Origin of the sequence: Natronomonas salina (genome assembly GCF_013391105.1) — an archaeon.
Lineage (GTDB): Archaea > Halobacteriota > Halobacteria > Halobacteriales > Haloarculaceae > Natronomonas > Natronomonas salina.
On record NZ_CP058335.1, the window covers coordinates 2,133,098 to 2,156,138 of the forward strand.

Annotated in this window: 23 protein-coding genes; 13 read left to right on the plus strand and 10 right to left on the minus strand. The window is 63.0% G+C overall.

Going from position 1 to position 23,041, the window contains the following annotated elements; all coding sequences use genetic code 11:
• The first annotated feature begins 412 nt into the window (after positions 1-412).
• The 4 genes from HWV07_RS20190 to HWV07_RS11230 all read left to right on the plus strand — a co-directional run bounded on the left by HWV07_RS20190 (position 413) and on the right by HWV07_RS11230 (position 2,567).
• On the plus strand, positions 413-892 hold the full coding sequence (locus HWV07_RS20190) for a DUF2238 domain-containing protein (protein ID WP_484549441.1): 480 nt from the start codon (positions 413-415) through the stop codon (positions 890-892).
• Positions 823-1,026 carry a hypothetical protein gene (locus HWV07_RS11220; protein WP_178334389.1) on the plus strand — a complete coding sequence of 68 codons (204 nt, stop codon included), beginning with the start codon at positions 823-825 and terminating at the stop codon, positions 1,024-1,026. Before HWV07_RS20190 ends, HWV07_RS11220 begins: the two co-directional genes overlap by 70 nt.
• Before the next feature lie 136 nt (positions 1,027-1,162).
• Positions 1,163-1,594 (plus strand): universal stress protein, encoded by a 432-nt coding sequence (locus tag HWV07_RS11225; RefSeq protein WP_178334390.1) that lies wholly within the window; start codon positions 1,163-1,165, stop codon positions 1,592-1,594.
• 91 nt (positions 1,595-1,685) lie between these two features.
• Complete coding sequence (locus tag HWV07_RS11230; protein ID WP_178334391.1) at positions 1,686-2,567, plus strand: universal stress protein; 882 nt, start codon at positions 1,686-1,688, stop codon at positions 2,565-2,567.
• Positions 2,568-2,813: 246 nt separating this feature from the next.
• Here the strand turns inward: HWV07_RS11230 and HWV07_RS11235 are convergent, their stop codons facing one another.
• Positions 2,814-3,185, minus strand: a complete 372-nt coding sequence (locus HWV07_RS11235; RefSeq protein WP_178334392.1) for a hypothetical protein — start codon at positions 3,183-3,185, stop codon at positions 2,814-2,816.
• A 153-nt stretch (positions 3,186-3,338) separates the two neighbouring features.
• Here HWV07_RS11235 and HWV07_RS11240 point away from each other — a divergent pair, with 153 nt between their 5' ends.
• Complete coding sequence (locus tag HWV07_RS11240) at positions 3,339-5,918, plus strand: calcium-translocating P-type ATPase, PMCA-type (protein WP_178334393.1); 2,580 nt, start codon at positions 3,339-3,341, stop codon at positions 5,916-5,918.
• A 50-nt stretch (positions 5,919-5,968) separates the two neighbouring features.
• Here the strand turns inward: HWV07_RS11240 and HWV07_RS11245 are convergent, their stop codons facing one another.
• The 4 genes from HWV07_RS11245 to HWV07_RS11260 all read right to left on the minus strand — a co-directional run bounded on the left by HWV07_RS11245 (position 5,969) and on the right by HWV07_RS11260 (position 9,135).
• Positions 5,969-6,550 (minus strand): VIT1/CCC1 transporter family protein, encoded by a 582-nt coding sequence (locus tag HWV07_RS11245; protein WP_178334394.1) that lies wholly within the window; start codon positions 6,548-6,550, stop codon positions 5,969-5,971.
• A 2-nt stretch (positions 6,551-6,552) separates the two neighbouring features.
• Complete coding sequence (locus tag HWV07_RS11250; protein WP_178336051.1) at positions 6,553-6,843, minus strand: DUF211 domain-containing protein; 291 nt, start codon at positions 6,841-6,843, stop codon at positions 6,553-6,555.
• A 106-nt stretch (positions 6,844-6,949) separates the two neighbouring features.
• Positions 6,950-8,164 (minus strand): CBS domain-containing protein, encoded by a 1,215-nt coding sequence (locus HWV07_RS11255; protein ID WP_178336052.1) that lies wholly within the window; start codon positions 8,162-8,164, stop codon positions 6,950-6,952.
• A gap of 296 nt (positions 8,165-8,460) precedes the next feature.
• Positions 8,461-9,135, minus strand: coding sequence for a proteasome assembly chaperone family protein (locus tag HWV07_RS11260; protein ID WP_178334395.1), 675 nt, complete (start codon positions 9,133-9,135; stop codon positions 8,461-8,463).
• Positions 9,136-9,322: 187 nt separating this feature from the next.
• On the opposite strand from HWV07_RS11260, the gene hemE reads away from it, so the two are divergent.
• A complete protein-coding gene (gene hemE, locus HWV07_RS11265; RefSeq protein WP_178334396.1) occupies positions 9,323-10,336 on the plus strand; it encodes a uroporphyrinogen decarboxylase in 1,014 nt (337 codons plus the stop codon).
• Positions 10,337-10,355: 19 nt separating this feature from the next.
• On the opposite strand, the gene hemG is transcribed toward hemE, so the two are convergent.
• From hemG to HWV07_RS11285, 4 genes are all read right to left on the minus strand, one after another.
• Complete coding sequence (hemG, locus tag HWV07_RS11270; protein ID WP_178334397.1) at positions 10,356-11,654, minus strand: protoporphyrinogen oxidase; 1,299 nt, start codon at positions 11,652-11,654, stop codon at positions 10,356-10,358.
• Positions 11,651-12,697, minus strand: a complete 1,047-nt coding sequence (hemH, locus tag HWV07_RS11275) for a ferrochelatase (protein WP_178334398.1) — start codon at positions 12,695-12,697, stop codon at positions 11,651-11,653. Before hemH ends, hemG begins: the two co-directional genes overlap by 4 nt.
• 336 nt (positions 12,698-13,033) lie before the next feature.
• A complete protein-coding gene (locus tag HWV07_RS11280) occupies positions 13,034-14,323 on the minus strand; it encodes an MFS transporter (protein ID WP_178334399.1) in 1,290 nt (429 codons plus the stop codon).
• Between the two features lie 3 nt (positions 14,324-14,326).
• The gene (locus HWV07_RS11285) at positions 14,327-15,439 is read right to left on the minus strand and encodes an MBL fold metallo-hydrolase (RefSeq protein WP_178334400.1); all 1,113 of its coding nucleotides are present in this window, start codon (positions 15,437-15,439) and stop codon (positions 14,327-14,329) included.
• Between the two features lie 89 nt (positions 15,440-15,528).
• Between HWV07_RS11285 and HWV07_RS11290 the strand changes: the two genes are divergently transcribed.
• The 6 genes from HWV07_RS11290 (at position 15,529) to HWV07_RS11315 (ending at position 21,954) form a co-directional block, all read left to right on the plus strand.
• Positions 15,529-16,263: a helix-turn-helix domain-containing protein gene (locus HWV07_RS11290; protein WP_178334401.1), complete on the plus strand. Its 735-nt coding sequence runs from the start codon at positions 15,529-15,531 to the stop codon at positions 16,261-16,263.
• Positions 16,264-16,429: 166 nt separating this feature from the next.
• Entirely contained in the window at positions 16,430-17,335 is a 906-nt protein-coding gene (locus HWV07_RS11295) for a universal stress protein (RefSeq protein ID WP_178334402.1), read from the plus strand.
• A 242-nt stretch (positions 17,336-17,577) separates the two neighbouring features.
• Positions 17,578-18,009 carry a DUF2267 domain-containing protein gene (locus HWV07_RS11300; RefSeq protein WP_178334403.1) on the plus strand — a complete coding sequence of 144 codons (432 nt, stop codon included), beginning with the start codon at positions 17,578-17,580 and terminating at the stop codon, positions 18,007-18,009.
• A 55-nt stretch (positions 18,010-18,064) separates the two neighbouring features.
• Positions 18,065-18,922 carry a universal stress protein gene (locus HWV07_RS11305; protein ID WP_178334404.1) on the plus strand — a complete coding sequence of 286 codons (858 nt, stop codon included), beginning with the start codon at positions 18,065-18,067 and terminating at the stop codon, positions 18,920-18,922.
• Between the two features lie 208 nt (positions 18,923-19,130).
• On the plus strand, positions 19,131-20,183 hold the full coding sequence (locus HWV07_RS11310; protein WP_178334405.1) for a CNNM domain-containing protein: 1,053 nt from the start codon (positions 19,131-19,133) through the stop codon (positions 20,181-20,183).
• A 226-nt stretch (positions 20,184-20,409) separates the two neighbouring features.
• Positions 20,410-21,954, plus strand: a complete 1,545-nt coding sequence (locus HWV07_RS11315; protein WP_178334406.1) for an ABC1 kinase family protein — start codon at positions 20,410-20,412, stop codon at positions 21,952-21,954.
• On the opposite strand, the gene HWV07_RS20195 is transcribed toward HWV07_RS11315, so the two are convergent.
• Positions 21,951-22,199: a DUF8015 family protein gene (locus HWV07_RS20195; protein ID WP_484549442.1), complete on the minus strand. Its 249-nt coding sequence runs from the start codon at positions 22,197-22,199 to the stop codon at positions 21,951-21,953. The genes HWV07_RS11315 and HWV07_RS20195 overlap by 4 nt on opposite strands.
• 307 nt (positions 22,200-22,506) lie before the next feature.
• Between HWV07_RS20195 and HWV07_RS11325 the strand changes: the two genes are divergently transcribed.
• Positions 22,507-22,929: a CBS domain-containing protein gene (locus HWV07_RS11325; protein WP_178336053.1), complete on the plus strand. Its 423-nt coding sequence runs from the start codon at positions 22,507-22,509 to the stop codon at positions 22,927-22,929.
• Positions 22,930-23,041: the final 112 nt, after the last annotated feature.

Genomic DNA, 23,041 nt, shown 5'->3' on the forward strand with positions numbered 1-23,041 from the left:
AACACATCCTCGACGGTGTCGATCTGCGCTGGGCGACAACTCACAAGCACTTTGTCGATGGCCGTCTCGACACGGGTGTCTGCGTGAAGTCGTCGCCCGCGTTGACAAGAACCGTTGAGTCGCCCTCGAGGTCACAAGCGTTACTCGCAAACCCCCGCCCCTCTACGATGTTCCGGACGGACGTCATGAGATCTCGTTCGACATCTGTGCATTTATATGTGGGCACGTCGACAAATACGATAACCAGATCCGGCCGGTAAGCCCCGGCGTCGTCACGCTTACTGGTGGAGGTTTGATTTATCTGAGTGGCGCCTATTGGGGACAAGCGAATCGACGGCCAGTATGGTGACACTGCTTCAGGTCGCGTACTCGGGATCCTTAAACTGGAATCGTAACCGGACTCCTGATCGGGGTGCACACAGGTAACGGACCCGCTGTCGCGAACGCCGCCGGCGCAATCATTGTCGCACTCATGCCAGATATCCTCGAGGTCGGATTCGGGGCCACGGGAATTGATGTGGCGTTCGCAACCCGCCTGTCGCTTGCACTCGCGGTCGCCGGGCTTCTCCACGTAATCGGGATGATCGAGTGGTACGATACAGTCTCTTGGTGGGACCACTTGACCCACACGGTTTCAGCAGCGGTCCTCGCGGCTATCGTCCACGCGAGTCTCCACACGGTTGACGCACAAGTACCCGGTTTGGAGCTCTCTGAGGCGTACACCGTGGCCTTCACACTGCTGTTCGTACTGGCTGCTGGCGTACTCTGGGAACTGATTGAATTATTTGCCCGCAAAATCGGTGACCGGGTGGGGCCCCGCCCGTGCTCGAATACTATGGACTCCTTGACACCGCCTTGGACTTATTTTTCAACACCGTTTGTGCGCTGCTGATCATCACGGCCGACGTCCGGATGCTCGCCTCCGTGACCGAACAGACAGCCCGGATCGCGAACCTTGCACTGGCAGCCTCCGTCGTCTTCATCTTCGGCAGCACGATAGTTCTCGGCGTCGTTCTCGACACTTGATTCAGATTCGTGGATGACTGTTCAGGATTGATTCTGCGACGCGGGTCGAGGCTCTACGTGACTATACTATGGGCCGGTCGTCGAGCACGGCCGGGCGAGTACAGGACCTTATCCCCTCGGCGGTGTAACCCTCATTATGGTCGAGTCGATTCTCGTGCCGATGGACGGATCCCCGAAGTCAAAGGATGGTCTGGAGCACGCCCTCAAGGAACACTCCGAGGGGGACGTCCTCGTCCTCCACGTCATGACGCCGTTCGAGGAGTGGGAGACTGAGAACGACCGCCCGACGGCGGAGACGATTCAAGAGTGGTACGAACGGTCACAGAAACGTTCAGAGGAGATCTTCGCGGAGGCTAAACGAATTGCCGCCGACTACGATAGCGAGGTCAATACACAACTGGAGGTCGGCGAGCCGTGGCGAGAGATAGTCTCGGTAGCCGAGGAGAACGATGTCGACATCATCGTGATGGGAAGCCATGGTCGTGACGACGGATCGTCGCTACCGATGGGGAGCGTCGCCGAGACGGTCATGCGACGCTCCCCGGCCCTCGTCTCGGTCGTCAGATAACCGCCTGGCCGCGACTCGCCGGGTGATGACATCTTCCCCTTCGCTTTTCGCCTTCCGACCCGTACCTCCTCTCACCGGATAGTATCCACCCATGCCAGACCTGCTCGTTCCCATGGACGGTCATCCCCCGGCCGAGACCGCTCTTCAGTACGCCCTGACCGAATTCCCCGATGCTCGCATCACGGTACTGTACGTGATTGGCGTCGTCGACTCGGAGTCGGAAGCCGAACGCGTCTCCGGCTATCGGGAGGACAAGTACGAACGTGAACGGGAGTCGGCGACAGACGTCTTCGAGACGGTCGAACAGTATGCCGCGGATGCTGACGTCGACGTCGACACCGATATCGCATACGGTCCGCCCTCAAGGACCATCCCAGAGTACGCCGACGGGTTCGACGGCGTCGTCATGGGTGAGCACGGACAGGCGGGCGCGAGGCAAATCCTCCTCGGTGGCGTCGCCGAGACGGTCGTCCGCCGGGCGCCCGTTCCCGTGACCGTGGTACGTGATTGTTCAACCGGAACGGGAGACGGGAGGTTCCTCGTCGCAGTTGACGGGTCGCCGCCATCGCGGCGGGCGGTCGAGCACGCGTTCGCCAGACACGAGCCGGCCGAGGTGGTCCTCCTCCACGTCGTTGATCCGAGCGACGCGCACGGCGGAGGCCTGATAGACGACATCCGGGACGCACCACCCCACGGGTCAGACGCGTGGTACGATCATGTCGAGTCGGCGGCCGAACGGCTCCTATCCGAGTGTCGCGAGTCGGTCGCCAGTCTTGCCGGCGAGGCGTCTGTCATCACCGACGTCGAGGTCGGCGACCCCTCCCGCGTCATCGTCGAGCGGGCTGGTCGAGACGGCTCCGACCACGTCATCGTTGGGAGTCACGGTCGGACCGGGCTGGATCGGCTGGTACTCGGCAGCGTCGCCGAACGCGTCGTCCGACGTGCGCCGGTCACTGTGACCGTCGTTCCGTGAGGAACCGGAGCGGGGTTGCGCAACGCCTGGCCCGGGTTGGTCTTGACGGCCTCCAGGGAACGGAGCTAGAATTAGGATCAGCAGTTGGCTGCCGTACCCCGGCGGGTTTTACTCCACGAGACTTACTACAACCCGACAGCAGTTGAGATGGAGTCGTCTTCGTCGATCAATCCAAGGCGTATGCGTCTCCAGGGTCTGTCGCCGGGGCCAAGAACGACTTCGAATCGTTGGCCCTCTGCAAGCTAGTCAAGACCCATCGACGACTTCGCTCTCCTCGATGAACAGCGACAGCGCAATCAGCCCGAGCCCGGCGCTCAGCACCCCGGTGAGCAGCCCCCAATCGAGGAACTGCATCCCGGAGAGCACCCAGGTGACGGCGAGGGCGCCAATGTGGACGAGTCCGAGGAGGTACAGCACTGGGTGCCAGAACCTAGTGAAGTACAGCACGACGCCGATGAGGAAGCTAGCACCAATGACGAAAAACACCTGCTCGGAATACGTATACCCGATGTAGAGGTGCACGGCCGCGATCCCCATCGACAGGACGACCCCAATCCAATGGCGCCAATCCCATGAGTCGACCACCGCGAGTACCGTCTCGGAATCGGGGGTGCTCACAGCTATTACTCTGCGACCACCGTGAAAACCATTCCGCCGTGCCAGCATCGGACATAATCGATTACGGACGGTGATCCGGGACGGGCACGTAGACCGGCAACGGAGTCGTCGGGAGGGAGTCCTTTACAACGGTCGCGGTCGGAGACGCACACAGTGGTAGAGCGATCGCATAGCCTGACTCAGGAGGAGGTCGTCGCGGAACTCGACACCGACGAGGAGGGGCTGTCGACCGAGGAGGCCCAGCGGCGGCTCGAGCGACACGGAGAAAACGAGTTCACGGCCCATTCGGGACGCTCGCCGCTCAAGATTTTCGTCGCGCAATTCGACAGCGTCCTCATCTGGGTTCTGGTCGCGGCAGCGGTCCTGTCGCTGGTGGCAGGCCACACCGTCGATACGGCCCTCATCGCGATCATCGTCGTGGCGAACGGGATCTTCGGGTTCGTCCAAGACTACCGCGCCGAACGGAGTCTCGAATCACTTCGGGAGCTCACCGCCCCGACGGCCGAGGTCCGCCGCAACGGAGAGACAGTCGAGACCGATGCGACCGAACTCGTCCCCGGCGACGTCGTCGAGCTCTCCAGCGGCGACGTCGTCCCGGCCGACGGGCGGCTCCTCGAGGAGACAGAACTCGAGGTCGAGGAGGCCTCGCTGACCGGCGAGAGCCTGCCGGTGAACAAGGACCCGGAGCCGGTGGCGCCGGATACGCCGCTCGCCGAGCGTGACTCGATGGTGTACAAAGGGACGAATGTCACCCGGGGCCACGGCGTCGCGGTCGTTTCGGCGACCGGATCCAAGACGGAGATGGGCGCTATCGCCGACCAACTGGCGGCCACCGAAGAGACGGACACGCCCCTCCAGCGCGAACTGGACGACCTCGGGCGGACCCTCGGTCTCGGCGTGATCGCCCTCTCCGCGCTTGTCGTACCCCTCCTGTGGTTCCGCGGGACACCGCTCGTCGAGACGGGGCTCACGGCGGTCTCACTAGCCGTCGCAGCGGTACCGGAGGGGCTGCCGGCCGTCGTCACCCTCACGCTGGCGCTCGGTGTGCGCCAGATGGCCGATGAGAACACGCTCGTCCGTCGACTCCCGGCCGTTGAAGCGCTGGGGTCTGTCGACGTCATCTGCACGGATAAGACTGGGACGCTCACGGAGGGCCGGATGACGGCAAGCCGTGTCTGGGTTGACGACACCATCGCCGACTTGGGCGACGTCGAGGAGCCCAAGGCTTCTGACCGCACGGAGTCCGGGCCGACCGACCGCGTCCATCGCCTCTTGGAAGCCGGTGCCCTGTGCAACGACGCGACGGTTGAAGAGGGTGAACCGACCGAGCAGGCGCTGGTCCAAGCTGCCGACTCCTGCGGAATAAACGTCGAGAGCCTCCGCGCCGAGAATCCCCGGACCGACGAGATCCCGTTCTCCTCCGAGCGGAAGTGGATGGGGACGATCCACGGCGACCGAGGGTATGTCAAGGGGGCGCCGGAGGTCGTACTGTCGATGGCCTCCAGAATTCTCACCGACGACGGACCAGTCGAGCTCACCGAGGAGCGAGCGGCACGGGTCGAGGAGCGAACGGGCGAGTTCGCCGACGACGCGCTTCGCGTCCTCGCGGTAGCCTACGCGGACAACCCCGACGACCTCGAGAGCGACCTGGTCTTCGTGGGTCTCGTGGGGATGATTGATCCGCCACGCGATGAGGTCGCCGACGCTATCGAGGCGACCAGGCGTGCCGGCATCGACGTGAAGATGGTCACCGGGGACAACGTCCGGACGGCGGCCGCCATCGCCGGCTCGCTCGGCATGGGCCAAGAGGTCCTCGAGGGACGGGACGTAGAGGGATTGAGCGACGAGGAGCTCCGTGACCGGGTCGAGTCGGTCGACGTGTTCGCCCGGACCTCTCCGGAACATAAGGTCCGCATCCTGCAGGCACTGCAGGGGAACGGTCACGTCGTCGCGATGACGGGCGACGGCGTCAACGACGCCCCGGCGCTGAAGAACGCGGACATCGGTGTGGCAATGGGAGAGCGCGGGACGGACGTCGCCAGGCAGGCCAGCGACGTCGTGCTGTTGGACGATAACTACGCGACCATCGAGCGGGCGATCGAGCGGGGTCGGGCGATCTTCGACAACATCTGGAAGTTCGTCGCCTACCTCCTGAGCGCGAACGTCGCTGAGGTAGCCATCGTGTTCCTCGCCTCACTGTTCGGTTATCTAATTCTCCCGGCGGTGCAGCTGCTGTGGATCAATCTCCTTACCGACGGGCTCCCCGCGCTGGCGCTCGGCGCGGACCCGGAGAGCGGCGACGTGATGGAACGGACACCGCGCGACCCGGACCGGGGGATCGTCGATCGGGGGATGCTTGGGCTGATTGGTGGGACCGGTCTCGTGACCACGGTCGTCATGCTCGGTCTGATGTTCTTCTCGCTGGCCGGCGCGGCCAGCGTCACGCCGTACGCGTTGACGATGGTGTTCACCGGGTTCGTCGTCCTCGAGTTCGAGAAGCTGTACGTAATCCGCTGGCTGCGGGAGACGCCGACGTTCTCGAATCCCTGGCTGGCCGGTGCCGTGCTCGTCTCGCTCGCAGCGCAGCTAGCGGTCCTATACACGCCGCTCAACCGGTACTTCGGGACAATCCCGCTCGGCACCGCTGACTGGGCGATTCTGGGCGGCATCATGCTGGTGTGTCTCCCCGCTTATCTCGCAGTCGCGGGGGCCGTCAGACGGTTCGAGGCGTGAGGGTACCCCAGGATGATTCCTGTGTCCGCCGACGCGTCCGGAACGGGTACTTATCCCGGGAGAAACACGTTGATGGCGGCAACGACGAGCCCCGCGAGCCCCATCCTAGCGGCCGCTACATACCACCGCTGGCCCGAGATTGAACCCATGTACGCGCCGAACACACCGAGAACGCTGACTCCGAGTGCGACGGCGACGAGCGCTGCCTCGACCATCGTGAGGACCGTCCCCGCGACCAGGAATGGGGAGAGGGGGACGAGGATCCCGATAATCGGGCCGAGGCCACTCATCGTCGCGTGGACCACGCGGACACCGGCCTGCTCGCGCTCAATGCGCGTATCGTTGAGGTCGACCAGCATTGCCCGCTCCAGGCGGTGTATCTCGGCTCTGGTCTCGGCCCGCTCTATCTCCCAGACGCTCCAGACTGCTGACGTTCCGAGTCCGACGGCGGCGCCGAGACCGATCTTGATCACGGTAAGGCCGTTGGGTACCCCCGAGAGCACAGCGCCGACAATGACGCCGATACTCGTCAGTGTCCCATCGAACCCGTTAGAGACGAAATACCGTCGAGAGATCGCTAGGACATCCTCCCTCGCCACCAGTCGCTCGAGGAACCGGCGAATCGAGGTCACAGTTAGCGGTCTTGCGGTGTCGGGCGATCCTCGACGATATACTCCCCGCAAGCGACCTGGTCGACCGAGTGGACGGCCCCGCCCAAGTGCTCGATCTCTGCCTCGATGGGGTCGAACCTCAGCGCATCCCCCTCGAATGTGAGCTTGACGTTCTGGACCTCCTTGTCGAGTTCGACGAGCGTTGCGTTCACGCCGTCGACCGCGTCGATCCCCGAGAGTCTGGTCGTGAACTCGACAATCGGTGGTTCGTGAGGTTTCAGGACGTCGATGACGAGTCGACGAACGGGTGCCATGGTGGGACGTTCGTCCGAGCTGGCCTTCGTTCTTCCCCCGTTCGGAACGGTTGCGACCACGAGGCGACGCATCGCGTCCCGTCCCGCTATGCCGCCACGTGTCGCGTCACGCCTTGAGCATCCAGCCGAAGCGCTGCTCCCAGAAGTCCGCGTCAGGGTGCTTCTTGCTCTTGCCGTGGGTCTTCGCATCGCGGAGCCGCCGCTCAAGGACGTCACGGGCTGTCGCTATAGCCTGGCCCGCGCCGAACCCCTCGCCGGAGGCCACGAACAGCCCACGGTCAGTGTGTAGACGAACACGCGCAAGCAACAGCGACGTTCCGCGGCGCCGCTCGTCGTGTTCGTGGAGGTGAATCTTCGCGCCCAAGACCGCCATATCGCTGTTACGGTCATCGAAGCGATCGATCATCGCGACGACCTCGTCATAATCGGTGTCCCCCAGGAGGTCGGTGCCGTTCACCTCGACGGCACGGTTGCCCTCGGCCTCCCAGGTGAGCGCCTTGAGGACGTCCGTCTTCGTGACTATTCCCGTTGGGCGGCCGTCGGCGGTGACGACCAGCGACGACACACCCGCGTCGAACATTGCCGTTACGGCGGTCTCGAGGGTCGCGTCGGAATGTGTCGTCCGGACCGGCGAAACCATAACGTCACGGACCGGCAGGTCCAGCACCCGATTGAGTTCGCCCTCGCGAGCCCCGTATCCGCCGTGGGTAGTGCCGGTGCTCCCGGTGCCGGTCCCGCCAAAGGCGTCCCGTCCGCCGGGGTCGCCGCCCTGGCTGCGGTGTTCCGGCCGGACGGTGACCGCCACCACGTCGTGGAGGCTGAGGATGCCAACCGCCTGGTCGTCCGCGACGGCCGGCAGGTGCGTGACGTGATTGTCCCGAAACTTGTGAAGGACCTCGTCCACGGGCGACCCGGGCTCCACGGTGACGAGGTCCTTCGAGGCGGCATCTGCGACCGTCGCCGCCTCAAGGTACGGCTCGACCGCGCCGAGGACGTCGTCAACGGTGACGACCCCGCGGAGCTCCCGGCCTTCGAAGACCGGGAGGACCCGCGAGTCACTGTCGATCATGAGCCGCGCGACTTCGCGGACGTCCTCGTCCGGGGCAAGTCGAGGGACGTGCCGGATGAGCGAGCCGACCTTCCCGTCCGGGTGGCGGTGGGAGGTCGCCAGTTCTGTTCGCGTGACGACCCCCTCGAACTCCTCGCCGTGGACGATCACGCCCCGGACCTCAGGGTCCTCGAACGCGCCGGCGAGCTTGGAGACCCTTGCGTCGGGGTCGAGCGAGACGTACTCAGCTGAGATGATGTCGGATATGTGCATGTTGGTTTGTGCCGCAGTTTCTTTGGTCTGCGGTACGGACGCTATCGAGTCGACTACGTTCGGAAATACGCGAGATGGGCACAAGTACGCCGTTACGATTCCCAAAAGCTGGCACTCGCCCGCCGGCTATGAGCTGTCACGGACATCTAAGGGGGTCCGCCCCATATGTACGCCTGACCCGTCTACGGTGTATCCGGCCCCGCGAAGTTCCCTTACTGGTACATTCCGCGGACGCTGGACTGGTCGGGCTGGTCGCTCTCGCGGTATTGCTGTAGCTGCTCGGCGATCTGTTGTTTCTACTGTTGGATCTCCTCGGCCCGTTCGACGAGCGCTCCCGTGTCGACATCGAAGTCGACGAGCGGTTCAAGGGCGTCCTCGATGACGGCCCGGGCCGCCGTCGGATCTGGCAGGTAAGGGTTCGACCCAACGATGAGGACCGCCGCCGGCAGGTTGGCGTGGTAGCAGTCCTTCAGAAGCGAACCAGTAACACCGCCGACCGCGCCCGACCCCTCCGCAAGCGCGATATCGGCGTCGGCCAGCGCATGCTCCAGGTCCATCGTCGTCGCGACGCCGACCACCTCGCCGATCTGCTCCTCCGACTGGGCGGGTGCGCCCGCGAGGAAGACGGCGCGCTCTAAGGACTCGGCCAGATCGTCGATGACGCACTGGCTCAGCGAGTCGACAGCGGCAGGCGGGATCGGGACGTCGCTCTCCAGGGTCATCACCGCCGGATCCCGGCCGGCGTAGACCCGCACAGCGTCCCTGACGCGGCCGTCCTGGAACGCCACGACTGGCGGGAGGTCCTCTGAGACGATGGTGCCGTGCTGTTCGAGCCCGAGCTGCGTCCGGAGCTGGTCGACCGTGATCGCCGCAACCATCCCTAGTCCGGGTACTCCCTCCACGAGCGTGGCCGAGTCGGTCGGTAGCGCCGTGTCGCCTTCGAACCGCGTGGATGCGTCGTTGGTCCCCATGGGTGTCACTTGCCGGTACTTACGGCCCAGGGTCGGTTAACGGGTGTCACGTGGTCCGATTCCTAGGTGTCTCGGTTAACGAGCGGGTCTTTTGAGTCGATGGTCGGGGAGATGTATCAACGGCACGAGTCCCAGGACATGGAACTGTAAGGAATCATTTACCTGGTTCCTCGCCCTGTCCCCATCGATGAACAATCTGCTTGTGCGGGCTGCGCGGGGGGAACGAACCGAGCGGCCGCCGGTCTGGCTGATGCGTCAGGCGGGACGACACATTCCGGAGTATAGGGAGATACGAAGCAACCACTCGTTCAGGGAGGCGATCGAGACGCCGGAGATTGCCGAACGAATTACGCTACTTCCCTGGAAGCTGTACGAACCAGACGGTCTCGTCATTTACTCGGACATTCTCACAGTGCTTGAGCCACTGGGGTTCGAGTACCACGTTGAGTCGGGCGTCGGGCCCGTCGTGGAGAATCCCGTCCAGGGCCCCGACGACATCGAACGCGAGCGCCAGGACGTCCGCTCGTCGCTGGATTTCGTCGGTGACCTCCTAGGTCGACTCCGAACAAGTGTCGGCAACCGAACCGCGCTCATCGGTTTCGCAGGCGGGCCGTTCACCCTCGCCTCCTACGTGGTGGCCGGCGGCGTCTCCCACCGCCACGACCCGATCCGCCGGTTCCGAGTCGAACACCCTGAGGCATTCCGGTCGCTCCTAGAGACGTTCGCGACAGCCGTCCGGGAATCCCTCGAGTACCAGATCGAAGAAGGCGCCGATGTGGTACAGCTGTTCGACACGTATGCGAGCGTTCTCTCGCGCAGCGACTACGAGGAGTTCGTCCAGCCGGTCCACGAGGAGATTCTCTCGGACCTGGACGCCCCCTCAATCGTGTTCGTCCGTGGGATGGATGGCAAGATTGACCTCCTCGAGAAGACTGGCGCCGACGTTATCGGGCTGGACTGGACTGTCGACATGGCGGCGGCCAGACGACAGCTGGGTGAGACCCCCGTCCAAGGGAACCTTGACCCGCAGTTCCTATTCGGCGACGAGGAGTTTGTCCGCCGTCAAACCCGATCGGTCATCGAGGCCGCGGGCCCGGAGGGACATATCCTGAACCTGGGCCACGGCGTCCACCGGGAGACGCCCGTCGAGAGCGTCCGGACGTTCGTGGAGACGGCGAAGTCCTTCGAGTGGGACGAATGACTCGAGCGGTCCGACCAACTCAGGCGGTTTCGGGGGTGACCGTCGTCCCGGTTTCGGATCCCGCCAGTCTGGTTGCGAGCCGCTCGGCCTCTCTGAGTCGAGCGGTGACACCCATGCGGCCCGTGTAGTTTGTCGCCAGGTGGACATCCGTTGGCAGCGATACCTCGTCGAGCGCCGCCCAAGAGGTGTCGTAGGCCGGGAACGCTCGGGGCATCTTCCGGACATCAATGACGGAGGGCTCGACGCCCAGGACGTCTTGGAACTCTCGGCTTGCGATGGCGCCAAGTTCCTCCGCCGGCAGCTCCACGGCCTCTGGGTCGTCCATCCCGCCGAGGAACGCCGTGTGGACGCCGACTCGGTCGAAAAGACTCGCGTTCCATGTGACGCCCAGCGTCCGGAGAGGTTCGTCGCGCCGGACCTGGTAGCCGAACCCTTGCCGATCGACAGACGCCTTCAGGAACACGAGGGCCAGGGGGTTGTATGTGAGGTCGCGGAGCGGGCCAGGGGAGGCTGACTCCAGGTCGACCAGCAGCGATGCCGCGTCGGCGGCTGGCACCGTCACCACGAGTTCGTCCACCCGGGCGTTGCTTCCGCCAGTCTCGAGTCTATAGCCGTCACCGTCGGCCCGGACCGCCTCGACGGTTGTGTCCAAGTGAACGTATGGCCGGTGGGCGTCGTAGATGGCTTCCGGGAGCGACTGGAGACCATCGGTGAACGAGACCGGCGGTGGGACGTCACCGTCACCCAGGAGGCGGTCGACGGCGACCCGGAGCAGCGACCCCCTCCGCTCCTCCATGGCCACGAGTCGTGAGAGGGAGTACTCGGCCGGCATCTCCGAAGGGTCGGACCCGAAGATACCGCCGAACAACGGTTCAATCACGTTGTGGTAGGCCTCGTGCCCGAACTTGCGCTGGAACAGCGTCGCAGCCCGCTCATCGGTGCTGGCGTTGCTGGTCAGCGGTTCCGCGAGGAGGCGGAGCTTCCCCCGCCAAGAAAGGAGGTCGGTCTCTAAAAACCCCCGCAGCGACCGGGGGACCTCCCGTAGGCGCTCTTCAGCGTACACGTAGAGGGGCAAGTCCTCGTCGGCGACCAACATTTCTTCCCGGAGGTTGAGGTCGTCGATGAGCGCCTCCAGTTGGGACACCAGCCGGATGCGTTGTGGACCGTATTCCAATACGTGGTCGTCGGCGCGTCGGGACTCGATTACGCCGCCAGGTTCTGCGGCGGCCTCGAAGGTCACAACGTCGACATCCCGCTCGGAAAGGTAATGCGTCACCGCGAGGCCGGTTATTCCCGCGCCGACGATGCCGACGGTCATCGATTTTGGGGGGCGTTCAGGCAGAACGCCGTCGGGTCGTCTCGGCACTGGCACCGCCGGAGATTGTAGTATCCCGGGTCGAAGCCGGCGAGGAACGGTTCGACCAGGTCGGCCAGCAGGCCGGCGAACCGTTCGTCGTCGTACGGGATAGGGACCCGGTGGAACCCCAGACCCTCTTCCTCAGCCTCCTCACGGAGTTCGACGTCGAGTTCGGAGAGCGTCTCCGACTGCTCGTGCATGAAACTGACCGGTTCGACGACCACCCGCTCGGCCTCGAGGCCCTCGACGACGTCCTCGACATCCGGCTGTGTCCAGTCGACATCACGGTTCTCGTGGTTCTGATAGCCAAGTTCGTAGTCTTCGACGCCGAGTTGGGCGGCGATTGCCTCGCAGAACTCTTCGACATACTCCACGTATCGGCTCCCCCCGTCGAGGTAGTACTGCGGTGTCCCGTGTGCAGAGAAGACGAGTTGCGTGTCCGCGTCGAGGGTGAGGCCCTTCGTCCGGAGGAACGACCGGATGTTATCGGCCCTGAGACGAGTGTAGACCGAGTGGCGGTGCCAGCCTGTGAGCTCGCTGACCGTCACGTTCCACTCCAGCGATTCGATTGCCGCGTTCAGCTCCTCAAGTGCAGCGACTGTCGTCGAAGGACCACAGAGTGGGTAGATCGGCAGTCCGATCAGCTGGTCCACCCCGTCTTCGCGAGCACGCGAAACCGTCTCGTCGATGAATGGTTCCGTGTACTGCATCCCAACGTACGTCGTCGAGTCGTACCCCCTATCCCGGAGTTCGGTCTCGAGCATCGACGCCTGGGTCTTAGCATGCAACTGTAGGGGTGAGCCACCGATCTCCTCATACTCCTCCATGAGGCCGGGGGCACGCCGCTGTGCGAGCTGTTCTGCTCGCTCTCGAGCCTCCGCCTCGGTAGTCTCGCCCTCGATGTCGGCGTTCGCGAAGAAAATCCGTTCCAGATAGTCGACGACGTCCTCCCTGATCGGCTGTTCCGGCTCCCCGAAGTTCAATAGTACAACCCCGCTGTCCATGTCGACGGATAAAGGGGATACCGATAAAAACGTTCAGATATCGGGGCCTGCTGTTGATATCGGTGGTCAAACCCGAAGCGTCGAAAGTTGACGTACTTGATGATTGTCTCGGTAGGAAACGGAAGAAATCTCAAAAATACAGCGATCGCAAGGCTGTCGTCCCGTACTAGTGATGCCCGTCGGGCCGGTGCTCATGGGGCCACTTAACCCCGGGCTGACAGGGTGAAGCCCTGGTCAGACGGCACCCCTCCTGCATAATAGCTCATCTAATCACCATGCCGTTCGGTCATCGATTCAATGATGAGCGGATCGACAGCGACGACCGAGGAACGGGGCCTACTTCTCCATGACCGTCCGCGTCGTCGGTTCGGAAGCAGGGGCTGGAGGCTCGTGCGTCCCGAACTCGGGGTGGGTCTCCTCCATCCAGACGTACACCACCGCCCCGGAGATGAACATCAGGATGGCGGTCATGTAGAATGCGGCCTCGATGTTCACGAACTCCATCGAGAGGCCGATGAGAATCGCGCCGACGCCGTAGCCGGCGTCGCGCCACATCCGGTAGACGCCCATCCCGGCCGACCGCCACGTCGGATGGGCGGCGTCGCTCGGCACCGTCATCAGGTTCGGATACAGCAGCGCCATCCCTAGACCGGAGGCCGCCGCCAGGACCGTCCACAGGAGGTATCCTTCAACCATAACCATTCCCAGGACACCCGCCCCTGCGAGGAACATCCCCCAGACGACGGGTGGCCGGCGACCGATGCGATCCGCGAGGCCACCGGTCCCGATCTGGAGGAAGTACATCGCACTGTGAACGCCGACGACGACCCCGACGGCTGCAATCCCGAGCCCCTGACTGGTGAGGTACAGCGGGACGGCGATCCAGAACAGCGTGTCGACGAAGTTCTCGATGTGGCCGGCCTGTGCGGCGGCGAACAGCGTTCTGTCACCGTAGGTCGCCCGCTTCAGCACCTCGTTGAACGGCAGGTTCGCGTCGTGGTCGTCGGCATCGCCCTCCGCCTGGGCGTACTGGACGGTCTCCTTGATCAGGAAAATCGAGATAAGGAACGCTAGCACGACGACGACCGCGAGGAAGTAGAATGGCTCCGGCCGGAGACTCCACCGACCGGCGATGGCACCCGTGAGCCAGGCCCCGACCGCGACGCCAGTGTAGCCGAAGGACTCGTCGATGCCGACCGCGAGGCCGCGCTGGTCTGGCCCGGCGAGGTCGATCTTGGCGTTGATCGCCATACTCCAGGTCAACGCCTGGTTGATCCCCAGCAGGATATTCCCGACGGTGATCCAGTTCCAACTCGGTGCGTAGATAAGGATGAGCGGTAACGGAAGGGCCGTCGCCCACCCGGCCACGAGCACCGGCTTGCGGCCGTACTCTTCGCCCCACTTGCCGGCGTAGAGGTTGAGGAGGGCCTTGACGAAGCCGAATGAGACGACGAACGAGCCGATGACGAACAACGACTCGACCCCAAGGACCTCCTCGCCCAGGACGGGCACGACGGCGCGTTCGGACCCGATCGTCAGCCCGGTCGCAAATACCAGCAGGACGTGCAGCGAGAACTGCCCGAGATGTTCACGGATACCCTGATTGATGTTAGTTGCCTCGTTCATGAATCACTCGGCGGCGCAGTTGTTCGGCCCAAGCTCCAGTTCGGCCAGTTCCTCGTCGGGGACCGATTCCTGCCCAACGTTGGTACGCTTAACGCGTTCGAAGTTTGGAGGGTGATCGGGGATGTCCGACGCAAGCGCCGCGATAAACGCCTCGCGGTCTCGTCCCAGATCATCGTTCCGCTCGATGACCTCATCGAGGGTTGCGGATACCGGTGGGTCGGGTGAACCAGGATCGTGGGCTGGCAGGACGACCGCGTCCTTGGGGCGGTCGAGCAACCGCTGGAGGCTCTCGTAGAGCGTTGCGGCGTTCTCCTCGACGTTGGTATCCTCGATGCCGGCTTCGACGCCGAGTTCGACGCGACCTACACTCTCATGGAAAAGCGTGTCACCCGTCAGCAGCGCCTTCCCCTCTATGTCGAACGAAACGCTGCCCTCACTGTGGCCTGGCGTGTGAACGACCTCGACGTCGAGACCGCCGACATGGACGGTCTGTCCGTCTTCGATCGGGGTCGCATCGATAGCGAGTGCGTCCTTCGGGTGCAGGTAGTACGGGACGTCGTGGCGCTCGGCGAGGGCCGCGCCTCCAGAGACGTGATCGGCATGGGCGTGCGAATCGAAGACCCCCACGAGTTCGGTGTCGTACTTCGTGAGGATCGCCTCGTATTCCTCAAGGTAGTGTGACGGATCGAAGACAGCTGCTTCGCCGTTCGAGACGAGGATGTGGGAGAGACAGCCCTTCCCGGGTCGAGCGACTTGGACCAGCGTGCCGTCGAAGTTGACCGGCACCGGCGCGTGCCGGTGGACCCGGCTCCAGCCGTTCATGCCGTCGGAAAGCGTCGCGGCATCGTAGTCGAGTTCTCGAAGCACCTCCGTTGCGGTCTGTGAGACGACGCCGGCGGTACAGACGGTGACGACGTCCCTGTCGACCGGGAGGCCCGTGAGTTCTTCCTTCGCCGCTTCGTGGTTGTCCGTCAGTTCGTCGTAGACGTCGATGTTGACGCTGTCTGGGATGTGCCACTCGTTGTATTCGCCTTCGTGCCGTATGTCGAGGACTAGGACGTCCTCTTCACCGGCCCGCAATCGGCTATCGAGTTCCTCGGGGGATATCTCTGACATCGGTAGATACCGGTAGGCGGGAGACTACCTTATCAGGACTGCGGGACATGACCGGCAGTGTTATTTTTCTCGCCTTCTTTTACCTGGATATGAGCCTCTACGAGGCCTCGTTCCGAGTGAAACACGAATGTCCCTACCGCGAAATTTCGGAACGGCATCCCGACCTAACGATTCGGGAGTGGTACCTGAGCGATTGCCAGGTGATAGAGATCACTTCCTCGGAGTCGCCAACCGAAGAGTTGCTCGACGAAATCGAGCAACTCGGGACGGTCCTCCACAAGTCCGTCGACGAAACCGGGCTGCACGCCGTGACTCAGTCGTGTCTCTGTTCACTTGAGGACTCCATCATCGAACGGTTCGAGGAGTACAATGCGCTCTATCAACCCCCAACCGTCCACCGACACGGATGGGAACACTACACAGTAATCGCCTTTGACGAGGACGACATCCAGGCGCTACACGAGGATCTGGAGGCGGACCGCGACGTTGAAGTCCTCTCGAAGACGGCCATCTCGAAGCAAACGATTCCCCACAGTATGCTGGCACCCGTCGATCAGTTGTTCGATGACCTCACCGACCGGCAATTAGCGGCGCTCGATCTGGCGCTGGAGAGTGGCTACTACGAACAGCCCCGGAGAATCTCGATTCGCGGGCTGGCCGACCGGACCGACGTCGCGCGCTCGACGTACGAGGAGCATCTCCGGAAGGCTGAAAACAAGCTCCTCACGAACGCGAGACAATTTCTCAGATTGGTCACCGCCACGTCGTCGACCGACGCATTGGGCGTCGAGCGAACCCGGCAGGCCGAACAGGCGGCCGACTGAGGTCGCTCGAGGGGGGCTGCCCGACAGTCGCAGGTCTAGAACGGTAGCCGTGGATGACTGCAGATTTGATGCTATGTTCCGCCATCGATCGGCCGGCAGATCTGATGATTTCCCAGATCGTGGGACAGAGATCTAGGGTTTTCTCCGGGTAGCGCTATGAATGAACATGGACCAACCTATTGAATCGATCCTCGTCCCCACCGACGGCAGCGAGAGTGCATCAAGGGCCGCGAGTCGGGCTATCGACCTCGCAGCGACACTCGGGGCGGACCTCCACGCGCTGTCGGTGGTGGACGTACGCGAGGTCGAACCGTCGCTTGCCCTTCCGGAGTCAACCAATCCTGAGAAACTGGAGGAGATCTACGTGGAGGACGCAGAAGCAGCGGTCGAGTCCACGGCCGAGCGCGCCGCCGGTCAACTCTCTACCCGTGTCACGACCAGTGTCGAATGGGGGATACCGTTCCGGGCGATCACTGGCTACGTCGAGGACAAGGACGTCGACCTTGTCGTGATGGGCACGCACGGTCGGACGGGGTTGGATCGGGTCCTGCTCGGGAGCGTCGCCGAGAAGACGCTCAGGGCCTCCAGCGTTCCAGTCCTCTTGGTTCCCAAGGACGCCCATTCGAAAGCGATCAGAGAGGAGTCGTACGAGAACATCCTACTGCCGACGGACGGGAGCGAAGGCTCCGAGAAAGCAATCGATCTCGCGGTGTTCCTCGGGTCTGTCTACGGCGCGACGATCCATACCGTCTACGGGATCGATAGTGACCGTTTGAGCAATGATGTCGCAAAAAGCGAGATTCTCGGTGGACTCGAGGACTTTGGACGCGATGCAGTCGAAAAGGTTCGCAAACGAGCACGCACCGCCGGTGTCTCAGTTGCGGGGACCGTCGGAAGCGGTGCACCCGAAGAGTTGATCCTCGAGTACACCAGCAACCACGGAATCGATCTGATCGTGATGGGGACGCACGGCCGCTCTGGAATCGAGCGATACCTCATCGGCAGCACAACCGAAGAAGTTGTCCGTCACGCCGACGTTCCGGTCTGCGGTGTCCCATTGACAGAGTTCTGATCTCCCGGGCGTCCCTGGGAACTACCCGCCTCCGCTATTGTTATGGTGCGCGGCCGGGGCTTGGGTCGCTGGGTGTGGACGGCTACACGAGCCGCTGAACTTCCTCGCGAACGACACAGTCACGGTTACTCGCCCAAGCGTTCAGCTGACATGGGGACCATCCATCCTACTACTGTGGGGGAGTTCCCACGTTCTGAGAATCCCTGACCTGCTTGAAGCATCGTGAGGCCGTTTCTACTAGTATGAACTTCGACGAGTTCACTGGAACAGTGCAACACCGCCTTGAGCTACCGGGTACGGGCGAGACAGTCCGAGTAATTCGCGCAACGCTGATGACGCTCGGAGAGCGGATTCCCGAAGGAAACGCCGAGGATCTCGCCGCCTCGCTCCCCATGGAGATCAAGTGGTATCTGACCGGTGCCGTCGACGAGCACGGCCAGCGGTTCAACTGGCAGGAGTTCGTCGCTCGCGTCGCAGAGCGGGAGAACGCGGACCCAGTCGACGCTGCCTATCACGCCCGGATTGTCATTGACCTAGTCTACGAGCAGGCACCCGGCTCGGACTTCCAGCAACTTCGTGATATGCTCCCCGAGGACGGCGGAGACTGGGGGTTGCTCTTCGAGATTGTCGACGCTGGAGGCTGGAGCGAAAAAGCGAGCCGAAATGAGGACTAGGAATCGTTCGCGAAACGAGCAACGATCGTTTGACCGAAATAGAGACAAGAACGAGATGACGAATTCGAACGGAACACTACTCGTCCCGGTGGCGAACGCCGAGACCGCAGACCACTTGGTCAGCCAAGCCGTGGATATCGCTACCGACCGGGGTTACGATTTATCGATAGTCCACGTCGTGACGGTCCCACCGCAGATACCGCTATCCGATGGTGCCACACAAGGCGACGATGCCGAGCGGTCTCTGCTAGAACAAGCGAAGGACGTCGCCGAACCGACCGGTCTTAGCGTATCGGCGACACTCTGGTACGACAGAGACGTGGCGTCTGGAATCCTGGGTGCCGCGGCGGAAGAGGATCCGGACCTGCTCTTGCTGGGATGGCGGGGTCGGCCGTCGCAACGTGGTGTCGTTCTCGGGACTCACCTCGACGAGGTGCTACGAGATGCACGCCCCGACGTCCTCGTCGACCGTTTACGAAACGGGAACACTGGTACGCTGGATTCGATATTGGTCCCAGTCACGGACAGTCGTCACAGCCAATTCGCGGCGGCGATAGCGGGAACGATCGGTCGGCAGCGAGACGCGAAGGTCACACTCCTGCACGTCACCTCGCCGTCCTCTCCAGAAAGGAATCGGGACAATGCAGACGCCGTCTTCGAAGCCGCCGAGGACCATCTTTGGTCCGTCGGCGTCGAACGGTCCGCACCGGTCAGCGAGAACGTTCCCGGCACGATTACCAACGAGACGACGACCCACGATTTGACGGTGATCGGTGCCTCCGAAGGGAACCTGCTACGGCGGAGGCTCGTCGGGTCCGTCACTGACGCGGTGGCCCGACACGCCTCGGGCGATGTGGTGATCGCCCACCGGCAGCCCGCCACTGCGAACGCTCCAGATTCCCCAATTGAATAATCTCGGAAGGGGACGTTCCACCCGGGCTTCGGGTCATGATTCGGACGATTGCCTCGGGTGTCCAAGGGGTTCGGATGGCCTGGATTACCCGATAGTCGAACCGACACACTGCTTGAGAGAATCCACCGGTACTACGAATACGGCTCCGATTCCCAGTTTCTGGTTACGAGGGCCCACAGTATTGAGAGTGAGGCGGGAACAGCCTCGTATGGAGGGGATCGAGCTTGTTGTTCGCCTGAGTATCGGGGTCCTGTTGATTCTGGCGAACGGATTCTTTGTCGCCATTGAGTTTGCACTGACACGAGTCAGACAGTATCCACGCTCGGAGTTCGACGCCCCAGGACTCCGTCGAGCTTGGAAGATGACGCAGGATCTCGAAATCTATTTGACGAGCTGTCAGGTCGGTATCTCGGCGACGAGCATCGCGGTCGGTATTGTTGCGGAACCAGCCTTAGCCTCCGTGTTCGACCCAGTATTCGAATCGACGATGCTTGCGTCGATCGGGGCTGGGGGTGTCCTGGCCTTCGTCGTCATCAACCTACTCCACCTTACGCACGGCGAACAGACCCCGACGTACCTCGGGGTGGAGCGGACAAAGTTCGTCGCTCGGTACGGAGCTATGCCACTGTACTGGTTTGCGAAGTTACTCTACCCTGTCATAGTCGTCGGTGACACCGTCGCGAAATGGACCCTCGCGGCCTTCGGGGTCGAGATGACCGGCGCGTGGCTGGAGACGGAGGCCGACCGTGTCGAATCCCGGGCTGAACTTCGCCACCGCCTCGGCTCCCTGCTTGACCGAGGGAACCTCTCGGCTGAACGGAAACAGGAGGTAATTAACGCACTCACCGTCGGTGAAATACCTGTCAGCGAAGTCATGACGGACGTGGACGACATCGTCTTCCTCTCGACGAATCGCTCCATCCAGGAGAACCTCGAACGTATCGGTGAGAGTCCACACACCCGGTTCCCGCTGATTGGCGCGGATCCCAAGGATTACCGCGGCATCGTCTACGTCCCGTCCGTCATCGACAAGCTTGAGGAACTTCGACATGGTGAGGTCACGCTCGTCGACATCGCTGCGCCACCGATGCGTATCCGGGCTGATACGCTCATCAGCGACGCCGTTGACCACTTTCAGGACGAGCAGCAGGAACTCGCGCTAGTCTACGACGACCTCGGGACGACTATTGTCGGGCTGATTACAGCGACGGACGCCCTCGAGGCCGTAATGGGCGAGATGGAGGACCCTCTCGAAGACTAATTGTGGACGGACCCGGCGGACACCCCAACACTAATCCCGAACGACGAGAATCACCGGGCGCATTCTTGCCGATTCGGTAGGAAGTTCGGGTTGGGACTATGCAACCTCGCTCCCTTAACCTCCTCGTCAAGCTCTCGGCTCGTGATGAACCGTTCTCTAGCGGTGTCGCCACAGAGCGACTCCCAGAGCGTGGCCACAATCAGGCGGAAAGGGAATCTATAAACAAATGACGTCGTTCTATCGGCGGCTCGTCTACGTTACGGTCCAGTTATTGCCGTTCGCAGTCGCGTTCCTCCGTGATCGCCGACAGTTCGTGCTGTTCGGCAGTGATCGACAGCTTCCCAGGGATCGTCACCGACGGCGGGCCGAGCGGCTGACACAGACGTTCTTGGAACTGGGCCCGGCGTTCGTGAAAGCTGGACAGGTCCTCTCGACCCGTCCAGACGTCGTCCCGGCGGTGTACGCCGATGCATTCTCGTCGCTACAGGACGAGGTGCCCGAGGACACCTCCCAGGACCCAGAGACGGTTCTCGAGGCGGATCTGGAAGCTTCCGTGTTGGACCTTGAGCCGGTCGCAGGTGGATCGCTGGCGTACGTGTACTCGGGCAAACTTGGCGACGACCGAGTAGCCCTGAAGATTCGCCGGCCGGGCATCGTTCCGCAGATTGAACGGGATCTCAGGGTCATTCGGACGTTGGTATCAGTGCTCGGACCGTTCGTCGCCGAGCGTTACCGATACTCGCTTCGGAACATCGCCGACGACTTCGAGCGGATAATCCTTGACGAGCTCGACTTCGAGCGAGAGGCCCGGATGATGGAGCGTATCCGGACGAACCTCGCGGACGACGACCGCGTGTACATCCCCTGGGTCAACGAAGAGTTGACGACTGAACGCGTTCTCGTGATGGAGCACGTCACGGGTGAGCGAATCACCGATCGGGATGCGCTCGACCGCGCCGCGGTCGACCCGTCGGAGCTCGCCGACCGAATCACGGAGGTGTACCTGCGGATGGGGCTCAGCCACGGGGTGTTCCACGCCGACCCACACCCGGGGAACCTCGCCGTCCAGCCTGATGGGACGCTGGTGATCTACGACTTCGGGATGAGCGAGGCGCTGTCGGCTGAGACCCAGCGTCGGCTCACCGACCTGTACCGGGCATTGGCCCGCCGCGACGTCGACGCGCTCGTCGACGTCCTCGTCGCGCTCGACGTCCTCGAGTCGTCCGTCGACCGGGCGGCGGTCAGGAATGTCCTCCGGCTCGCGATGGAGAACCTCGAGGGACGGTCGGACCTCGGTTGGCGGGACATCACCGGGCAGCTATTCGATGCACTCCGGGAGTTCCCGTTCCGCATCCCGCCGAACGTGATGTTGCTGATCCGGGTCGGGACTGTCGCGGAAGGGGTCTGTCGGCAGCTCGACCCAGAGTTCGACTTCGTCGCCGCTGCACGCTCGTTCCTCGTCGAGGAGGGTCTCTACGAGTTCGATGTCGAGGCGCTGCTCCGCGACGTCACGACGGAAATGCGGTCGACAGTCCCGGCACTCGTCCGCCTCCCGACGCGTCTTGACCGGGTGCTCGATCGGATGGAGAACGGGTCCATCCGGGTCCAGACCGACGCGAAGGGGTCGTCGCCCCGTTCGCAAGGGTACGCCGTCCTCGCGGGCACCTGCATCGTCGCGACGGCGATACTGGTATTCCACCCCCAACCGTACGAGATCGTCACGCTCGCTGCAGCGTTCCTCGCGCTCATGGGCTTCTGGCGGGATCGCTAGAAGAACCCCAAGACGAGTAGCCACACCAGGACGGCATGCCAGAGGAGCACGGCGAGGACTGCCATGGGCTCGGTCGACGGGACCGGGGGGTCCCGCAACAGCGCCTCGTAGACGAACGCGGTGGCCAGCAACGCCCCGGCAGCGAGACCTTGGTGGAGTGCGACCGCGGCGTGGAGGCTGGCGAGCCCACCGGCTACGAGGAGGGCAGCGATGGCGACGAGGGTGCGGCCATATCGATCGACCATGACTCATTCGATTATAGGCCCGCCAGCCTCGAAAGCTCGCCACCACTGTCTCGTCGTGTAAGATTCCCCGAAACGGTGACCAGTGGAACGATTCCGTAGCCATGAACCTACAGGTCCGAGGATCCGGTTCCGATGTGCTGGGAACCGTGAACCCTGTATTTACGCGGGGGCGTCTAAGAGGGTCATCAAATCCTCTTCCCCAACTAGGGATGCCGTGGACTTACTTCTGCCGGGGCGTCCCGACGGATGAGATGTCACCCCCCGAATAACGGCCACATGTCGCGTGTATTCAGATGGAGGGATAACAATGCCAATCCAAGAACTTGCACGGGATGACGTAGTCAGCGCGTCGACCGACGCGACGGTTCGAGAGCTCGCCCGGACGATGGACCATCGGTCCGTCGGAAGCGTCGTAATCACTGACGGCGACGAGCCAATGGGTATCGTCACCGACCGGGACCTGACGACTCGCGTCTTGACCGAGGCGGACGATCCGGACGGATGGACGGCTACGGACGTGATGTCGACGAATCTGTGGACGCTCGAGCCGGACGCCGGCTTCTATGAAGCCGCCCGGCTAATGGCGGACAACGGGATTCGGCGCCTCCCCGTCTGTACGGACGACGGCAGTCTGGAGGGAATCATCACGGCCGATGACCTGACCGAACTACTCGCTGACGAAAGCCAGCATCTCGCGGCAGTCATCCGCGCCCAGCGACCCGAGTACTGACTCCGACCAGCACCGACCTTGGGGTGTCCGCGAAGGGCGGACGTCCTCCGTTGACTCGGCCATCCCTCAAAGGGGGAGCGGGGATGCACCGTCCATCCCTGACGCGTAGCCA

Bases quoted from the DNA above. Each gene is read 5' to 3' on its own strand.
- HWV07_RS11295 (WP_178334402.1), top strand. From the start codon at position 16,430: ATGGACCAACCTATTGAATCGATCCTCGTCCCCACCGACGGCAGCGAG.
- HWV07_RS11255 (WP_178336052.1), bottom strand. From the start codon at position 8,164: ATGCACATATCCGACATCATCTCAGCTGAGTACGTCTCGCTCGACCCC.
- HWV07_RS11280 (WP_178334399.1), bottom strand. From the start codon at position 14,323: ATGAACGAGGCAACTAACATCAATCAGGGTATCCGTGAACATCTCGGG.
- hemG (WP_178334397.1), bottom strand. From the start codon at position 11,654: ATGACCGTCGGCATCGTCGGCGCGGGAATAACCGGCCTCGCGGTGACG.
- hemE (WP_178334396.1), top strand. From the start codon at position 9,323: ATGAACAATCTGCTTGTGCGGGCTGCGCGGGGGGAACGAACCGAGCGG.
- HWV07_RS11285 (WP_178334400.1), bottom strand. From the start codon at position 15,439: ATGTCAGAGATATCCCCCGAGGAACTCGATAGCCGATTGCGGGCCGGT.
- HWV07_RS11300 (WP_178334403.1), top strand. From the start codon at position 17,578: ATGAACTTCGACGAGTTCACTGGAACAGTGCAACACCGCCTTGAGCTA.
- HWV07_RS11310 (WP_178334405.1), top strand. From the start codon at position 19,131: ATGGAGGGGATCGAGCTTGTTGTTCGCCTGAGTATCGGGGTCCTGTTG.
- HWV07_RS11260 (WP_178334395.1), bottom strand. From the start codon at position 9,135: ATGGGGACCAACGACGCATCCACGCGGTTCGAAGGCGACACGGCGCTA.
- HWV07_RS20195 (WP_484549442.1), bottom strand. From the start codon at position 22,199: ATGGTCGATCGATATGGCCGCACCCTCGTCGCCATCGCTGCCCTCCTC.
- HWV07_RS11315 (WP_178334406.1), top strand. From the start codon at position 20,410: ATGACGTCGTTCTATCGGCGGCTCGTCTACGTTACGGTCCAGTTATTG.
- HWV07_RS11290 (WP_178334401.1), top strand. From the start codon at position 15,529: ATGAGCCTCTACGAGGCCTCGTTCCGAGTGAAACACGAATGTCCCTAC.
- HWV07_RS11325 (WP_178336053.1), top strand. From the start codon at position 22,507: ATGCCAATCCAAGAACTTGCACGGGATGACGTAGTCAGCGCGTCGACC.
- hemH (WP_178334398.1), bottom strand. From the start codon at position 12,697: ATGGACAGCGGGGTTGTACTATTGAACTTCGGGGAGCCGGAACAGCCG.
- HWV07_RS11250 (WP_178336051.1), bottom strand. From the start codon at position 6,843: ATGGCACCCGTTCGTCGACTCGTCATCGACGTCCTGAAACCTCACGAA.
- HWV07_RS11225 (WP_178334390.1), top strand. From the start codon at position 1,163: ATGGTCGAGTCGATTCTCGTGCCGATGGACGGATCCCCGAAGTCAAAG.
- HWV07_RS11230 (WP_178334391.1), top strand. From the start codon at position 1,686: ATGCCAGACCTGCTCGTTCCCATGGACGGTCATCCCCCGGCCGAGACC.
- HWV07_RS11305 (WP_178334404.1), top strand. From the start codon at position 18,065: ATGACGAATTCGAACGGAACACTACTCGTCCCGGTGGCGAACGCCGAG.